At 69.7% G+C, this 13917-nt stretch carries 12 protein-coding genes; 6 read left to right on the plus strand and 6 right to left on the minus strand.

Going from position 1 to position 13917, the window contains the following annotated elements:
• Nucleotides 1-26: 26 nt before the first annotated feature.
• On the plus strand, nucleotides 27-1811 hold the full coding sequence (locus ACWEIJ_RS16665) for a pentapeptide repeat-containing protein (protein ID WP_449838041.1): 1785 nt from the start codon (nucleotides 27-29) through the stop codon (nucleotides 1809-1811).
• Here the strand turns inward: ACWEIJ_RS16665 and ACWEIJ_RS16670 are convergent.
• Both ACWEIJ_RS16670 and pnuC read right to left on the minus strand, forming a co-directional pair.
• Nucleotides 1808-2980 (minus strand): M14 family zinc carboxypeptidase, encoded by a 1173-nt coding sequence (locus ACWEIJ_RS16670; RefSeq protein WP_449838042.1) that lies wholly within the window; start codon nucleotides 2978-2980, stop codon nucleotides 1808-1810. The two genes, ACWEIJ_RS16665 and ACWEIJ_RS16670, sit on opposite strands and share 4 nt — an antisense overlap.
• Entirely contained in the window at nucleotides 2977-3588 is a 612-nt protein-coding gene (gene pnuC, locus ACWEIJ_RS16675; RefSeq protein WP_449838200.1) for a nicotinamide riboside transporter PnuC, read from the minus strand. Before pnuC ends, ACWEIJ_RS16670 begins: the two co-directional genes overlap by 4 nt.
• A 67-nt stretch (nucleotides 3589-3655) precedes the next feature.
• On the opposite strand from pnuC, the gene ACWEIJ_RS16680 reads away from it, so the two are divergent.
• Nucleotides 3656-4747 (plus strand): phytase, encoded by a 1092-nt coding sequence (locus ACWEIJ_RS16680; protein ID WP_449838043.1) that lies wholly within the window; start codon nucleotides 3656-3658, stop codon nucleotides 4745-4747.
• A gap of 9 nt (nucleotides 4748-4756) precedes the next feature.
• Nucleotides 4757-5797 carry a winged helix DNA-binding domain-containing protein gene (locus ACWEIJ_RS16685; RefSeq protein WP_449838044.1) on the plus strand — a complete coding sequence of 347 codons (1041 nt, stop codon included), beginning with the start codon at nucleotides 4757-4759 and terminating at the stop codon, nucleotides 5795-5797.
• Here ACWEIJ_RS16685 and rfbB read toward each other — a convergent pair.
• The 4 genes from rfbB to ACWEIJ_RS16705 form a co-directional block, all read right to left on the minus strand.
• Complete coding sequence (gene rfbB / locus ACWEIJ_RS16690; RefSeq protein WP_449838045.1) at nucleotides 5787-6761, minus strand: dTDP-glucose 4,6-dehydratase; 975 nt, start codon at nucleotides 6759-6761, stop codon at nucleotides 5787-5789. The two genes, ACWEIJ_RS16685 and rfbB, sit on opposite strands and share 11 nt — an antisense overlap.
• Entirely contained in the window at nucleotides 6758-7813 is a 1056-nt protein-coding gene (locus tag ACWEIJ_RS16695) for a glucose-1-phosphate thymidylyltransferase (protein WP_449838046.1), read from the minus strand. The genes rfbB and ACWEIJ_RS16695 overlap by 4 nt, the downstream gene beginning before the upstream one ends.
• Nucleotides 7814-7940: 127 nt before the next feature.
• Complete coding sequence (locus ACWEIJ_RS16700; protein ID WP_449838047.1) at nucleotides 7941-8705, minus strand: mechanosensitive ion channel family protein; 765 nt, start codon at nucleotides 8703-8705, stop codon at nucleotides 7941-7943.
• Between the two features lie 215 nt (nucleotides 8706-8920).
• A complete protein-coding gene (locus tag ACWEIJ_RS16705; protein WP_449838048.1) occupies nucleotides 8921-10489 on the minus strand; it encodes an alpha/beta fold hydrolase in 1569 nt (522 codons plus the stop codon).
• 120 nt (nucleotides 10490-10609) lie between these two features.
• Between ACWEIJ_RS16705 and ACWEIJ_RS16710 the strand changes: the two genes are divergently transcribed.
• From ACWEIJ_RS16710 to ACWEIJ_RS16720, 3 genes are all read left to right on the plus strand, one after another.
• Complete coding sequence (locus ACWEIJ_RS16710) at nucleotides 10610-11812, plus strand: PucR family transcriptional regulator (protein WP_449838049.1); 1203 nt, start codon at nucleotides 10610-10612, stop codon at nucleotides 11810-11812.
• Between the two features lie 194 nt (nucleotides 11813-12006).
• A complete protein-coding gene (locus ACWEIJ_RS16715) occupies nucleotides 12007-12936 on the plus strand; it encodes an ACP S-malonyltransferase (RefSeq protein WP_449838050.1) in 930 nt (309 codons plus the stop codon).
• Nucleotides 12933-13910, plus strand: a complete 978-nt coding sequence (locus ACWEIJ_RS16720) for a beta-ketoacyl-ACP synthase III (protein WP_449838051.1) — start codon at nucleotides 12933-12935, stop codon at nucleotides 13908-13910. The genes ACWEIJ_RS16715 and ACWEIJ_RS16720 overlap by 4 nt, the downstream gene beginning before the upstream one ends.
• The last annotated feature ends 7 nt before the right edge of the window (nucleotides 13911-13917 follow it).

The following is a 13917-nucleotide window of genomic DNA, read 5'->3' on the forward strand; positions in this document are numbered from 1 at the left end:
TTGCAGCCGTTCGGCGACCTTGAGGTGTGGACGAGCGCGAACAGCCATATCCGGTCCTGTCCAGCCGGGCGATCATCGTCGGCGGAGCCCTGCTCGTGATCTTCGGCGTCGGCCTCGCGGTGCTGCTGATGATCACGCTGGGGGACGGTCGACATGCCGACCAGCTCGACGCGATCAAGACCGCGGGCACGATCGTCGTGGGCACCGGTGGCGCGGCGGCGCTGTGGCTGACGGCCCGCCGGCAGCGCACCACCGAGATCGGGCTCAACCAGAAGCACGCCGACCAGCAGGCGACCGAGCGCGCCCACCTGCACACGGCGTTCGACGCGGAGGCGCGCCGCATCACGGACCTGTACGGCAAGGCCGTCGAGCAGATCGGCTCGGACAAGGCCGCCGTGCGCCTCGCGGGCTTCTACGCGCTCGAACGCCTCGCTCAGGACACCGTCGGGCAGAGGCAGACCATCACCAACGTCCTGTGCGCCTACCTCCGCATGCCGTCCGGCGAGAACCCGGAAGAGGCCGAGGTCCGGCAGACCGTCCAACGCCTTCTCGCCGCACATCTGCGGGGCGACGAGAAGTACTGGACCGTGGAGATCGACCTCTCCGGCGCGAACCTCGTCACGGCGTCCTTCGAGGACTGCTACCTGCACTCGGCGAGCTTCGTCGGCGCCACGTTCGAGGGTCCGGCCACGTTCGACCGCGCGCGCTTCGGGAACCGCGTCTCCTTCGCGAAAGCACGCTTCACGGGCTTGACGCGCTTCGTGGGCGCATCGTTCGACGGCGAGGCGGACCTCACCGAGTCCGTCTTCCGCGGACCCGCCGACTTCGCCAACACCGAGTTCAACCAGCGCGTGACCCTCGCGGGCGCGGTCTTCGAGGACGAGTGCCACTTCTGGAACGCGATCTTCCGGGGCGCCGCCCTGCTCGGGCCGGCGACGTTCAGCGGATTCGCCCGCTTCGACAACGCCCGGTTCGAGGGAACTGCGGCGACGTGGCTGGGAACGACGTTCGAGGCGGGTACCCAGTTCTCCGGTGCCGTCTTCTCCGGATCGGCCTACTTCCCGGACTGCGCGGATCTCAGCGGTGCGCAGTTCGCGGAGAGGCCGTGGATCACCGTGCCCGACGACCCTGCCGTGGTGGGCCCGTCCAGGTGGTTCATCGCCCAGGACGGCAGCGGCATCGTCGTGACGTCGGGCTCCGACCTGCCGCTGCACCTGTCAGGGCAGGTGCAGTACCTCGAACCGGGCGTGGTCACCGACGGCCCGGACGGTCCGCAACAGATCGTTTACGGCACGTGGGACGAGTCGGTCGACAACGCCAGAACCGTCCTCGCCGCCCGCCTCGGCCCGAAGTCCACTCCGCGCAACGAGACCACCCTTCCGCTCAACCCCGTGCCGCAGGACGAGCTGTGGAGTGATCTCTGGTACTCGGGCTGGTTCGTGGAGGCGCTGGACCGGCTGGCCGAGCCCGGCGACCTCGACCAGCTCGCGGCGCGCGGCTCGATCCTCGCGGACATCGGTTACGCGACGCTCGCGGTCGCCGATCTCGACCAGGTGCTCGCAGAGGAGCCCTGGCGTCCGCACGCGCTGTCCGCACGCGCCTACGCCCTCGCCACGCTGGGCCGCGCGGAAGAGGCCGAACGCGACTTCGCCAGGGCGCTCAAGGTGGCCCCGCACCACGCGTGGACCTACTTCCGGCGGGCATTGCTGTCGAACGATGCCGCGGACGCCCGCGCGGCCCTGGAAGCGAACAGTCCGGGACTCACGATGCTGCAGACCCCGAAAGCACGCGCGATGGCCGGCGAGGGCTAGCCGCACTGGGCGACCGGGCGGGCGCCCACCAGCGGGCCGTCGGCGCGGGCGTCGAGGAGCAACGGGATCAACGCGCGGGCCTCCTGGCGAAGCGGCACGATGCGGTCGCCGCCCCGCAGGTACTCGGACCTGATGCCGTGCAACGCGAGCTCGTCGCCGACCTCGCGGTACTGGGCACCGGTGAGCACGTACCCGCACGGAGGCGTCACAAGCACGTCCGACGGGTCCGGAGCCTGGTTGTCCGCGCCGCCGAAGTACACCGGGCCGGACCGCACGGCGCGAGAGGCGGCGTTGGCGGCTTCGACGGCCGAGCGGTTGTCGCGGACGAACGACCGCGTGCCGTCCAGGGCGCGAAGATGGGACTCGACGCGGAACGCGGGGGCGCCGTCGGCGTTGGTCTCGACGAGCAAACCCATGGCGTGCTTGAGGCCCGCGGTGTTGCGGAGGATGCGCTCCTGGCCGTCGCCCGCCACCTGCCGGACGGGTTCGCCGGTCACCGGGTCGACGTAGATGCCGTAGACGCCGGACGTGCGGCCCGCGGCTTCGACGGACGGCCGCACGTACGACCGGGACAGGCTCTCGGAGAGCGTGTGGACGTCAGGAGCGACGTTGAGGTTGCGCGGCCACAGCCAGAGGACGTCCTTCACGTAGTAGGGCGCTGAGGGGCCGAACTCGTGCAGGTCGTGGATGACGTCGGGCTGCCAGTCGCGGATCACGGCGGCCATCGCGCGGGCCTCGGCGCTGCGCAGCAGCAGGTGGTCGCGGTTGATGTCGATGCCGGAGGAGTTGCCGCGCGTGTTGAGGGCGCGGCCGTCCGGGTTGGCGTTCGGCACGAACAGGTACGTCACGGCGGAGGAGCGCGGCAGCGAGCGCATGCGGATCAGGCACGCTTCGCGGCCCGCCGGTTCGTCGCCGTGCTGGGAGCACGTGAAGAGCACCACCGTGCGCGCCGAGCGGGGGCCGACGCGCACGAGTTGAAGAGGCCGGCCCTGGGCCGTCGTCCCGATCTGGGTGACGGGGAGGCCCAGCGAGTGCAGGTAGGCCTGTTCGTCGGCCTCGGTGGTCCACTCGCCGGTCTGCTCGAAGCCCGTGCGCGGCTCGGCGGCGGCGTGCGCCGGCACGGGCACCAGCAGCGAAACAGCGGCCAGTAACGCGATCAGTCCCCTCACAGAGGAGACTTTGCCGCCTGTGTCAACCGGCGGGCGGTGCGGTTCCAGTCCCAGAAACCGTGGATCACCAGGGCCGCGAAGATCAGGTAGACGAACGCGCTGAAGTACAGGTGCGACTGGATCTGCAGCGGCACGCCGACGGCGTCCACGACCAGCCACACCAGCCAGAACTCGACGAGGCCCAGGCCCTGCAACGTGAACGCCAGCACGGTGCCGACGAAGATCGCCGCGTCCGGCCACGGTGCCCACGAGGCGTGCAGCCAGTCGAGGACCAGGGCGAACGCGACGGTTCCCAGGACGAACACACCGGCGACGACCGCGCGTTCGAGCCAGGAGCCCTTGCGCACCACCACACCGAACACCGGGTCGCGGTGACGCACCCACGCGTACCAGCCGTAGATGGCGATCAGGCCGACGACGACCTGCCGCGTCGCGAGGCCACCGAGGTGCGCGGAGAGGTAGACGGTGAACAGCAGCGCCACCGAGACGAGCTGAACCGGCCAGGTCAGCAACGACCGGCGCTGCGCGAGGAAGACCACCGCGAGCGCCAGGACCTGCCCGATCAGCTCCGTGTACGCGATCTTCTGGCCGAAGATCGTCAGTCCCATTTCGTACCACACGGCTTGTTCCCCCGCGGTTCAGTCGCAGTACACCGGTGTTCCCTACGGTCCCACCATGTCACCTTCCCCAGCGCTGGCGCTCCTGTCTTTGTTCCTGACCGCCCCTGCGACGCCCGTCATCACCCCGACGGTGCTCACGCAGACGTTCGAGAAGCCCGCGGACGCCGACGACCCGGCCATCTGGGTGAACCCGCACGACACCGAACGCAGTGTGGTCCTGGGCACGCTCAAGGAAGGCGGCCTGGCGGCGTTCGACCTGAACGGCCGCACGATCGGCGTCTCCCCCGCGCCGCGGCCGCCGGCGCCGGGAGCGAAGCCGGGGCGCTACAACAACGTCGACGTCGTGGGGAACCTCGCGTTCGTCAGCGACCGCGGCCGTGACCGCATCCGTGTGTTCGAAGTGGACGAACACGGCGTGAAGGACGTCACGAACCCCGCCACCAAGCCCGTCTTCTCGAAGACCGAGCAGGAGGTCGACGGGCAGCACACCGTCTACGGCCTCGCCGCCGGGCACGTCAACGGCAAGGACGTGGTCGTCACGAGCCGGCGCCACGAAACCAGCCTCGCGCTTCTCCGGAAGGTCCGGAACGGCAGCACCTACGACACCGAGAAGGTGTCCACTCTGGACCTGCCGAGCACCTTCACCCTGCCGGACGGCCGGTCGTGGACGGTCTGCGGCGCACCGGGCGAGGGCCCGCAGGTCGAGGGCATGGTGATCGACGAACGCACGAACACCCTGTACGCCGCGCAGGAGGACGTCGGCATCTGGCGCATCCCGTTGCGCGCCAACGGCTTCGGCCAGCCGCAGCTCGTCGACAAGGTTCGCACCTGGGGAGCACCGCAGAAGTACGACCCCGAGACCGATGAGTGCGAGGCGGCCGGTCCGAACCCCGGCTTCGGCGGCAAGTGGATCGAAGCCGACGCCGAGGGCCTCGCGATCGCGGGCGACGTGCTGATCGCGTCCAGCCAGGGCGACTCGCGGTTCGTCGCCTACCGCAAGGCCGACATGAAGCCGCTCAAGGACTTCCGCGTCAGGGACGTCGAGCACTCCGACGGCGCCGACATCGTCACCGGCAAGCTCGACCTGCTGGTCGTCCACGACGGAGAACGCCCGAACGGCACCGGGTTCGCGTTCATCAGGTTCTAACCTGTTCGCATGGGGACGCTCAGCCAGGACCAGCTCAACAGGGCACTGATCGAACGACAGCTGCTGCGCGAGCGCGCCGACCGGAGCGCGCTCGCCGCCATCGAGCACCTCTTCGGCATGCAGGCGCAGGAACCGAAGTCGCCCTACGTCGGCCTCTGGAGCCGTCTGACCGATTTCGAACCGAGGCAGCTCGAAGACCTCCTGGTCAACCGCGAAGCCGTCCGCGTGCTGCTGATGCGCGGCACGATTCATCTGGTCAGCGCACGGGACGCGCTCGGGCTGAGGCCCCACACCCAGCTCAGGCTCGACCGCGAACTGCAGAGCGGCCCCTTCGCGAGCCGGCTCAGGGGCCTGGACCTCGACGAGGTCGCCGAACTGGGCCGCAAGATCCTCGACGACACCCCGCAGGGCACCGCGGACGCCGGCAAGCAGCTCAAACAGCGATGGCCCGACCGCGAGCACACCGTCCTGGGCAACGCCCTGCGCAACAAGCTCGCTCTCGTCCAGATCCCGCCGCGCGGGCTGTGGCACCGCAGCGGCAGGGCGGTCTGCACGACCGTCGAGAACTGGCTCGGCCGGCCGCAGCAGGCCATCACCAAGGACGAGCTGGTGCTGCGCTACCTCAAGGCGTTCGGCCCGTCGACGGTGATGGACGCCCAGCAGTGGTCCGGCCTCACCAGGCTCACCGAGACGTTCGAGGCACTGCGCCCCCAGCTGGTGACCTTCCGCAACGAGGCGGGCAAGGAGCTCTTCGACCTGCCGGACTCCCCACGACCCGACGCCGGCACGCCGCTGCCCGTGCGGCTGCTGCCCGAGTTCGACAACATCCTGCTGGCCCACGCCGACCGCCGCCGGGTCATCGCCGACGACCGGCTCGGCGTGGTCGTCGGCGGCAAGCCCACGGTGCTCGTCGACGGTTACGTCGTCGCCACCTGGTCGATCGCCAAGGACCGCACCATCGCCGTCGACTACCTCGACACGGTGCCCAGGAGCAGGCAGAAGGCGGTCGCCGAGGAGTGCGACCGCCTCGAGAGCTGGATCAGGACGTGAAGTCCCGCAACGGCTTCCACCAGCCGGGGTTGTCGCGGTACCAGGCGACGGTGTCCGCGAGCCCCTGCTCGAACGGCACCAGCGGCTCGTAACCGAGCTCGGCGCGGATCTTCGTGTCGTCCAGCGCGTACCGCTGGTCGTGCCCCAACCGGTCGGCGACCCTCTTGACCAGCGCGGGCCCCGCGCTGCACAGGTCGAGCAGGGCAGTGGTGATCTGCAGGTTGGTGCGCTCGTTGCCGCCCCCGACGTTGTAGACCTCGCCGGCCCGCCCGGAGGTGAGCACCAGCTGGATCGCACGGCAGTGGTCGGACACGTGCAGCCACTCCCGGACGTTCGACCCGTCGCCGTACAACGGCACGTGGAGACCGTTGAACAGGTTCGTGATGAACAACGGGATCAGCTTCTCCGGGTGCTGGTACGGCCCGTAGTTGTTGGAACAGCGCGTGATCGACACGTCCAGCCCGTGGGTCTTCCAGTACGCGCGGGCGATCAGGTCGCTGGACGCCTTCGAGGCCGCGTACGGGGAGTTGGGCTGCAACGGCCAGGTCTCGGTCCAGGCGCCCTCGTCGATCGACCCGTACACCTCGTCGGTCGACACGTGCACGAAGCGCGACACGCCAACCCGACGGCAGGCCTCCAGCAACGTCTGCGTGCCCATGACGTTGGTGCGGACGAACTCCGCGGCCGACGTCAGCGAACGGTCCACATGCGACTCGGCCGCGAAGTGCACCACCGCGTCGTGGCCGGGCAGCAGCTCCAGCAGCAGGTCCAGGTCGCGGATGTCGCCCTCCACGAACGACATCCGCGGGTGCGAGGCCGGCAGGTTCGCGCGGTTCCCCGCGTACGTCAGCTTGTCCAGCACGGTGACGTGCGCGTCCTCGTAGCCCGCGTATCCGCCGTCGAGCATGGTGCGGGCGTAGTACGAGCCGATGAACCCGGCCGCCCCGGTGACCAGCAGCTTCACGCCGCCACCTCCACGTGTGCGTCGTCACCGACGACCAGCCTGTGCTGTTTCGCCGACCCGACCCTGGCCTTGCGCCCGATCAGTGAGGCCTCGATGCCGGAGACCTTGTGCACGAACGCACCGGACAGCACGATCGAGTCGGACAACCCCGACTCGGTGATCCGGCAGTCGGCGCCGATCGCGGTGTACGGCCCGACGATCGACTCCTCGACCAGGGTGCCCGCGCCGATGATCGCGGGCCCGATGATGCACGACCGCACGACGCGCGCACCCTCCTCAACGACGACCTCACCGATGAGGGAGCTCTCCTCGTCGACGACGCCCTGGATGTCCGTCTGCAACCTCATCAGCAGCTCGCGGTTGCACTCCAGCACGTCCTCGACCTTCCCGGTGTCCTTCCAGAAGCCCGAGTAGATCCGCGCCCGCACGTCGCGTTCCCGCGTCACCAGCCACTGCAGCGCGTCGGTGATCTCCAGCTCGCCCCGCCACGACGGCTCGATGGCGTCCACGGCCTCGTGGATGAGCGGGGTGAAGAAGTACACGCCGATCATGGCGAGATCACTGCGCGGCTCCTGCGGTTTCTCCACCAGCCGCGTCACGCGCGAGTTCTCGTCCACCTCCGCGACGCCGAACGCCCTCGGGTCCGGCACCTTGTAGACGACGACCTGCGCGGACGGCCGCACCGCCGCGAACTCGTCCGCGATCTCGGAGATGCCTTCGACGAGCATGTTGTCGCCCAGGTACATCACGAAGTCGTCGTCGCCGAGGAACGGGCGCGCGATCTTCACGCAGTGCGCCAGGCCCAGCGGCGCGTCCTGCGGAATGTAGGTGATCGCGACGCCGAGCGCGGACCCGTCGCCCAGCACGTCGGAGATCTCCTGGGCGCGGTCGCCGACGATGATGCCGATCTCGGTGATCCCGATCCCGCGCAGATTGTCCACGACGTACTCGAGCACCGGCTTGTTGGCGATCGGGATGAGCTGTTTCGGCATCGAATAGCTGAAGGGTCGTAGGCGTGTTCCCGCGCCTCCGGACAGCACCAGGGCTTTCATGGAACGTCTCCTCCACCGACTGTCACGTGGGATCGAGGTTGCCCGCCGGTGGTGGACCGCAACTGGAGAACGGTCTGAACACGAAGAAGGGGCCCTGCGCACAGGGCCCCTTCTTCGAACTGCTCGATCAGTGCATCGGAGTGCCCGACGGCGGCGTCGCGGCGTCACCGGGACGGCCACCCATGTGCGCCGGCATCTCCTGCGACGCGCGCGGCATCGGCGACTGGACGTTCGCCTCCTCCTGCATGCGGTTCAGCCAGCCCTCCCACCGCTGCTGCATCGGGCGGACCAGGCCGCCGCCGACACCGATGATGATCACGCCCGCGACCGTGGCGAGCACGGCGATCAGCACCGGCATGGTCACCGAGATCGCGATGCCGAGCTGGTTGAGCGCCGCGATGACGCCCAGCGCCATCACGAAGCCGTACGTGATGTTGCCCAGGATCTTCGTGTACGAGCGGGCGCCCAGCGCGCCGGTCACCAGGCCCTTCAGCGCGGTGCCGATCGCCGACGCGACGATCACGAGCACCATCGCCACGACGATGCGCGGCAGGTACGCGATGACCTCGTTGAGCAGCGTGCTGACCGGGTTCGACGCGCCGAACACGCCGAACGCCAGCTGCAGCGCGATGAGCAGCACGAAGTAGTACACGAGCTTGGCGATCAGGCCGGTGGCGTCCATCGGCGACTGCTTCATCGCGCCGTGCAGGCCCGACCTGTCGACGAGCCGCTCGAAGCCGATGCGCTTGAGCAGGAACTGCACACCCTTGGCGAGCGCCTTGGCGATGAACCAGCCGATGACCAGAACGAGCAGGAAGCCGAGCAGCTTCGGCACGAACGTGGCCACCATCGCCCACGCCTGGCCCAGGCCCTCGGTGATTTGCGAGCCCACGGGCCCTCCTAGAACAAAGTTGCGGTGAGTGAAGATCCGACCAGTTGATCGTTTCGCGGTTCACCCCGCTCGGCAACCTCGACACTGTGACACGAAAGGGTGGCTGACGTGGATTTTTGTCTCAATACAGTCCAGAGTGGAGCTACCGGTGGGGACCGGGGAGAGGGAAGCGCCCGCCACGCTCTGTGGCGGGCGCTTCCACATTTGTCCCCCGATCACGGCCGCGCCGAAAGCCCCCGCCCGTCGAGGTAGGACTGCATCCGGCTCGGCGACAGCGCCGGAACCGGCGTCGGCGCCGCACCGCCCTGACCGTCCTTCGGCACGTCCGGCCGCGGGTCGCCGGCGCACTCGGAGCTGCTGCCCGGCAGCGCTCCGTCGATCAGGTACCGGTTGACCTTGGCGTCGACGCAGGAGTTGCCGCCGTTGTAGAGGCCGTGCTTGCCCTCGTCGACGACGGTGATCAGGTTGTGCCCCAGCCGGGCCGCCATCGCCGGGCCGCTCGCGTACTGGGTCTGCGTGTCGCCCTCGGACTGCACGACCACGCCGACCGGGTAGCCGTTGCGGGCGATCCTGACCGGCTCCTCCGGCGGGGTGAACGAGCGGAACGTGCAGGTCATCGGTGCCGCGCGGACGATGCCGAAACCGAACGGGTAGCGCTCGCGGAAGGTCCGCATGTCCTCGTAGTAGACGTGCAGGTCGGTCGGCCAGTCCGACTCGCAGGTGACCGTGTCGAACACGCCGGACCGCAGCTCCTGCAGACCGGTCTTCGCGAGCACCTGGCCCGCCTTGGCGCCTTCGGTGTTCTGCGGCTTCTCGCCCGACCTCAGCTTCACCACGATCGACGCCAGGTCCGACCACAGTGGACGGTAGCGGGAGCCCACTCCGACGGCGCCGTCGAAGGAAGAGCGGTCGTGCTCACCGATCGGCGTGGTGTGCAGCTTCGCGGCGACCTTCTCCACCTCGGCGATGACCTCGTCCTGCGACTTGCCCAGGCCGAACTTCTCGTTGCGCTCCCCCACCCACGACGCCCACATCTCGACGTCGTGCCGGTACGCCACGGCCTGCTGGCGGAACTGCTCGTGCCAGACCCACTCCGGGTGCACCGCGGAGTCGAGCACGCTGCGGTCCAGGCGGTTCGGGAACAACGTCCCGTACACCGCGCCCAGGTACGTGCCGTAGGAGTAACCCAAGTAGTTGATCTTCGGCTCGCCCAGCACGGCGCGGACGACGTCCATGTCCCGCGCGGTGTTCGCGGTGCTGATGAACTGCCGGATCCCACCGGCGGACTTCTGGCAGGCCTCCTCGGCCTCCCGCGCCTCGGCCGCCCACTTGCCGAACTCGCTGTCCGCTGGACGGGAGTCCGGCTCGGCGATCGCGGGCGCGGCCCGGCAGTTGAGCGCCGTCGAACCGCCGACGCCGCGCGGGTCGAAGCCGATCACGTCGTAGACCTGGGCCAGTTCGGACTTCGCCAGGAACAGCGGCAGGCCCAGGCCCGAACCACCAGGTCCACCCGGATTGGTGAACAGCACGCCGCGCCTGCGGTCCTGCGCCGCCGCCTTCTTGCGGCTGATGGTCAGGTTGATCCGGTCGCCCGCCGGTTTGGTGTAGTCGAGCGGTGCCACCAGCGTCGCGCATTCCAGCTCGCTGAGCTTTCCGCTGCACGCCGCCCACTTGACCGGCTGCGCGTGGTACTCGGCGAGGGGGTCGGGCGGGTCGGCCGAGGCGGTCGCGCCCGTGGCGGCGAGGGCGACCACTGCCAGGACGAAAGCCAGGAACCTACGCAAGACGAAACCTCCGCGCCGAAGAACAGACCTCTGCCGCCCGAAGGTATGGCCGTTCCCGCGGCGACGAGGGTTGTGTCACCCATCCCGGTGATGTCACCTCCAACGCCCTAAGCTGCGGGTATGACCAAGGCAGCCGAGGCGAAGGAGGAGCACCCGCCCACCCTCTCCGCCCGCACGATGCGCCGGATCGAGCGCGCGTCCGGCACGCTCGCCACCGCGAGCGTGGCCGCGATGGAGGAACGGCTGCCGTGGTTCGCCCGGATGCCCGCGGACCAGCGCGCCAGCGTGCTGCTGCTGATCCAGAACGGCGTGGCGGGCTTCGTCGAGTGGCTGCACGACCGGCAGCAGGCGATCCGGCTGACCGCGGACGCGTTCCGCAGCGCCCCCAAGGACATCTCGCGCTGGGTCAGCCTGCGCCAGACCGTCGAGCTGGTCCGGATAGCGCTGGAGCACTTCGAGGAGCAGATGCCGCAGATGGCCGCCGACGAGGCCGAGCGCGCGCTGCTGATGGAGGGCGTGCTGCGGTACGGGCGGGAGATCGCCTTCTCCGCCGCCACCTCCTACGCGGCGGCCGCCGAGGCGCGCGGCGCGTGGGACGCCCGGCTGGAAGCGCTGGTCGTGGACGGCATCGTGCGCGGCGACCCCGAGGAGTCGCTGCTGTCGCGCGCCGCGGCTCTCGGCTGGGACCCGGCCCTGGAGGCCACGGTCCTGGTCGGCAACCCCGGCGGCGAGGACCCTCCCGCGATCATCTACTCCGTGCGCAGCAAGGCCGCGCGGGCGGGACGGCCGGTGCTGCTGTCCGTGCAGGGCTCGCGACTGGTCGTGGTGCTCGGCGGGCCGACCGAGACCGGTGAGGACGTGCTGGGACGCATCGCGGAGGGCTTCGGCGAGGGGCCGGTCGTGGCCGGACCCACCGTGCGGAGCCTGTCGGAGGCCCATCGCAGTGCGAGTGACGCGTTGAGCGGGCTGCGCGCGGTCGTGGGCTGGCCGGCCGCGCCGAGGCCGGTCCGGTCGCTCGACCTGCTGCCGGAACGGGCGCTCGCGGGCGACCCGGAGGCCGAGTGGCAGCTCGTCGACCGGGTGGCCCGGCCGCTGGAGGACGCCGGCGGCGCGCTGCTGGAGACCGTGGACGCGTTCCTGGAGGTCGGGGGCGTGCTGGAGACGTGCGCGAAAAGGCTGTTCGTGCACCCGAACACGGTCAGATATCGCCTTCGGCGCGTTCAGGAAATGACCGGAAGAAATGCACACGACGCTCGAGACGCGCTTGTGCTTCGCGTCGCTTTGTCTGTAGGTCGCCTTGCCCGCGCACGAGGCCTGTGGTAGCGAACGACGTGTGACCGACTTCGCACACATCCGTTAGGGTGAGAGCCAAACGACCTGTCGACGCGCTGAGCTGGGGTTACGTCCGCCGGCGTTCACCTGACCGACACTTTTGTAGGGTCTCTACAAATACGATCGCCGTACTTCGTCCTTTACGGCATGGGGTACCGGTGGGTTCACCGGCTTTAGTAATCGACGTGATCGCACTCCTCGCGCCCGGACAAGGGTCCCAGACGCCCGGCATGCTCGCCCCCTGGCTCGAACTGGAGGGGGCCGAGAAGCAGGTGCGCACGTGGTCGGAGATCACGGGCCTCGACCTCGTGCGGCTCGGCACCACCGCCGAGGCCGAGGAGATCGTCGACACCGCCATCACCCAGCCGCTGGTCGTGGCTCTCGCGCTGCTCGCCTTCGGTGAGCTGCGCCGCCGCGTCGAGCTGCCGTCCGCCGTGATCGTCGGGGGCCACTCGGTCGGCGAGCTCGCCGCCGCGTCGGTCGCTGGCGTCATCAGCGCCGACGACGCCGTCGCGCTGGCCGCCGTGCGCGGTCGTGCCATGGCCGAGGCGTGCGCCCTGGAGCCGACCGGCATGGCCGCGGTGCTCGGCGGCGACGAGCACGAGGTCCTCGCCCGCCTGGAGGAGCTCGGCCTGGTGCCCGCCAACCGCAACGGCGCCGGTCAGATCGTCGCGGCCGGTCCGCACCCCGCGCTCGACGAGCTCGCGGCGAACCCGCCGGGCACGGCGAAGGTCCGCAAGCTGGCCGTCGCGGGCGCGTTCCACACCAAGTACATGGCGCCGGCCGAAGACGCCGTGCGCGCGCGTGCCGCCGAAGTCACCACGCACGACCCGTTGCTGCCGCTGGTGTCCAACAAGGACGGTCAGGTCGTCACCGAGGGCACCGAGGTGCTGCGGCGCCTGGTCTCCCAGGTCACGAGCCCGGTCCGCTGGGACGCCTGCCAGGCCACCCTCGTCGAGAAGGGCATCACCGGCTCGGTCGAGCTGCCGCCCGCCGGCGTGCTCACGGGTCTCGCCAAGCGTGCGATGAAGGGCACCGCCACCCTCGCCCTGAAGACCCCCGACCAGCTCGAGAAGGTCGCGGAGCTCTTCGACACCGTTGGAGCTGCTCAGTGACAAGCTTTCAGGCCCCGCAGGCGTCTGCGGGTAGCCGCATCATCGGCCTCGGCAGCTACCAGCCCGAGACGGTGGTGAGCAACCACGACCTCGCCGCCCGCATGGACACCTCGGACGAGTGGATCCGCGACCGCGTGGGCATCGTCAACCGGCGGATCGCGTCCAAGGACGAGGGCGTCGTGGACATGGCGGTCATCGCGGGCACGAAGGCGATCGAGGACGCGGGGCTCACCCCGTCCGACATCGGCGCCGTGATCGTGGCGACGTGCACCATGCCGTCGACCATCCCGAACGCCGCCGCGCAGGTCGCCGACCGCATCGGCGTGAAGGCGGCACCGGCGTTCGACCTCAACGCCGCGTGCGCGGGTTTCTGCTACGCCGTCGCGACCGGCGCGGACCTGGTCCGCGCGGGCACGGCCAAGCACGTGCTGGTCATCGGCGCGGAGAAGCTCACCGACTGGACCGACCAGGACGACCGTTCGACCGCGATCATCTTCGCGGACGGCGCGGGTGCCGTCGTGATCGGTGCCAGCGAGGAGAACCAGATCGGCCCCGTGGCGTGGGGCTCGGCCGGCGACCTCTCGGAGACCATCCTCATCGCCGACCGCGACTCCTTCATCCACCAGGAAGGCCAGTCGGTCTTCCGCTGGGCGACGACCCAGATCGCGCCCGTCGCGATCCGCGCCGCCGAACTCGCCGGGGTCGAACTGTCCGATGTGGACGTGTTCGCCCCGCACCAGGCGAACCTGCGGATCATCGAGGCGATCGCCAAGCGCCTGCGCAACAATGGTGCGCGGGAGGACCTGAAGATCGCTCGAGACATCGTCGAATCCGGCAACACCTCCTCGGCCTCGATCCCCATGGCGCTGGACCACATGCGGGCCGCGGGCGAGATCTCCAGCGGAGAAGTGGTGCTGATGGTCGGGTTCGGCGCAGGTCTGTCCTACGCGGGCCAGGTGGTCCGGTGCCCGTGAGTACCCC

The organism is Lentzea sp. NPDC004789 (assembly GCF_053601075.1).

Excerpts from the sequence above, each read along its gene's own strand:
- pnuC (WP_449838200.1), bottom strand. The coding sequence starts at position 3,588 with ATGGGACTGACGATCTTCGGCCAGAAGATCGCGTACACGGAGCTGATC.
- ACWEIJ_RS16680 (WP_449838043.1), top strand. The coding sequence starts at position 3,656 with ATGTCACCTTCCCCAGCGCTGGCGCTCCTGTCTTTGTTCCTGACCGCC.
- ACWEIJ_RS16685 (WP_449838044.1), top strand. The coding sequence starts at position 4,757 with ATGGGGACGCTCAGCCAGGACCAGCTCAACAGGGCACTGATCGAACGA.
- ACWEIJ_RS16695 (WP_449838046.1), bottom strand. The coding sequence starts at position 7,813 with ATGAAAGCCCTGGTGCTGTCCGGAGGCGCGGGAACACGCCTACGACCC.
- ACWEIJ_RS16710 (WP_449838049.1), top strand. The coding sequence starts at position 10,610 with ATGACCAAGGCAGCCGAGGCGAAGGAGGAGCACCCGCCCACCCTCTCC.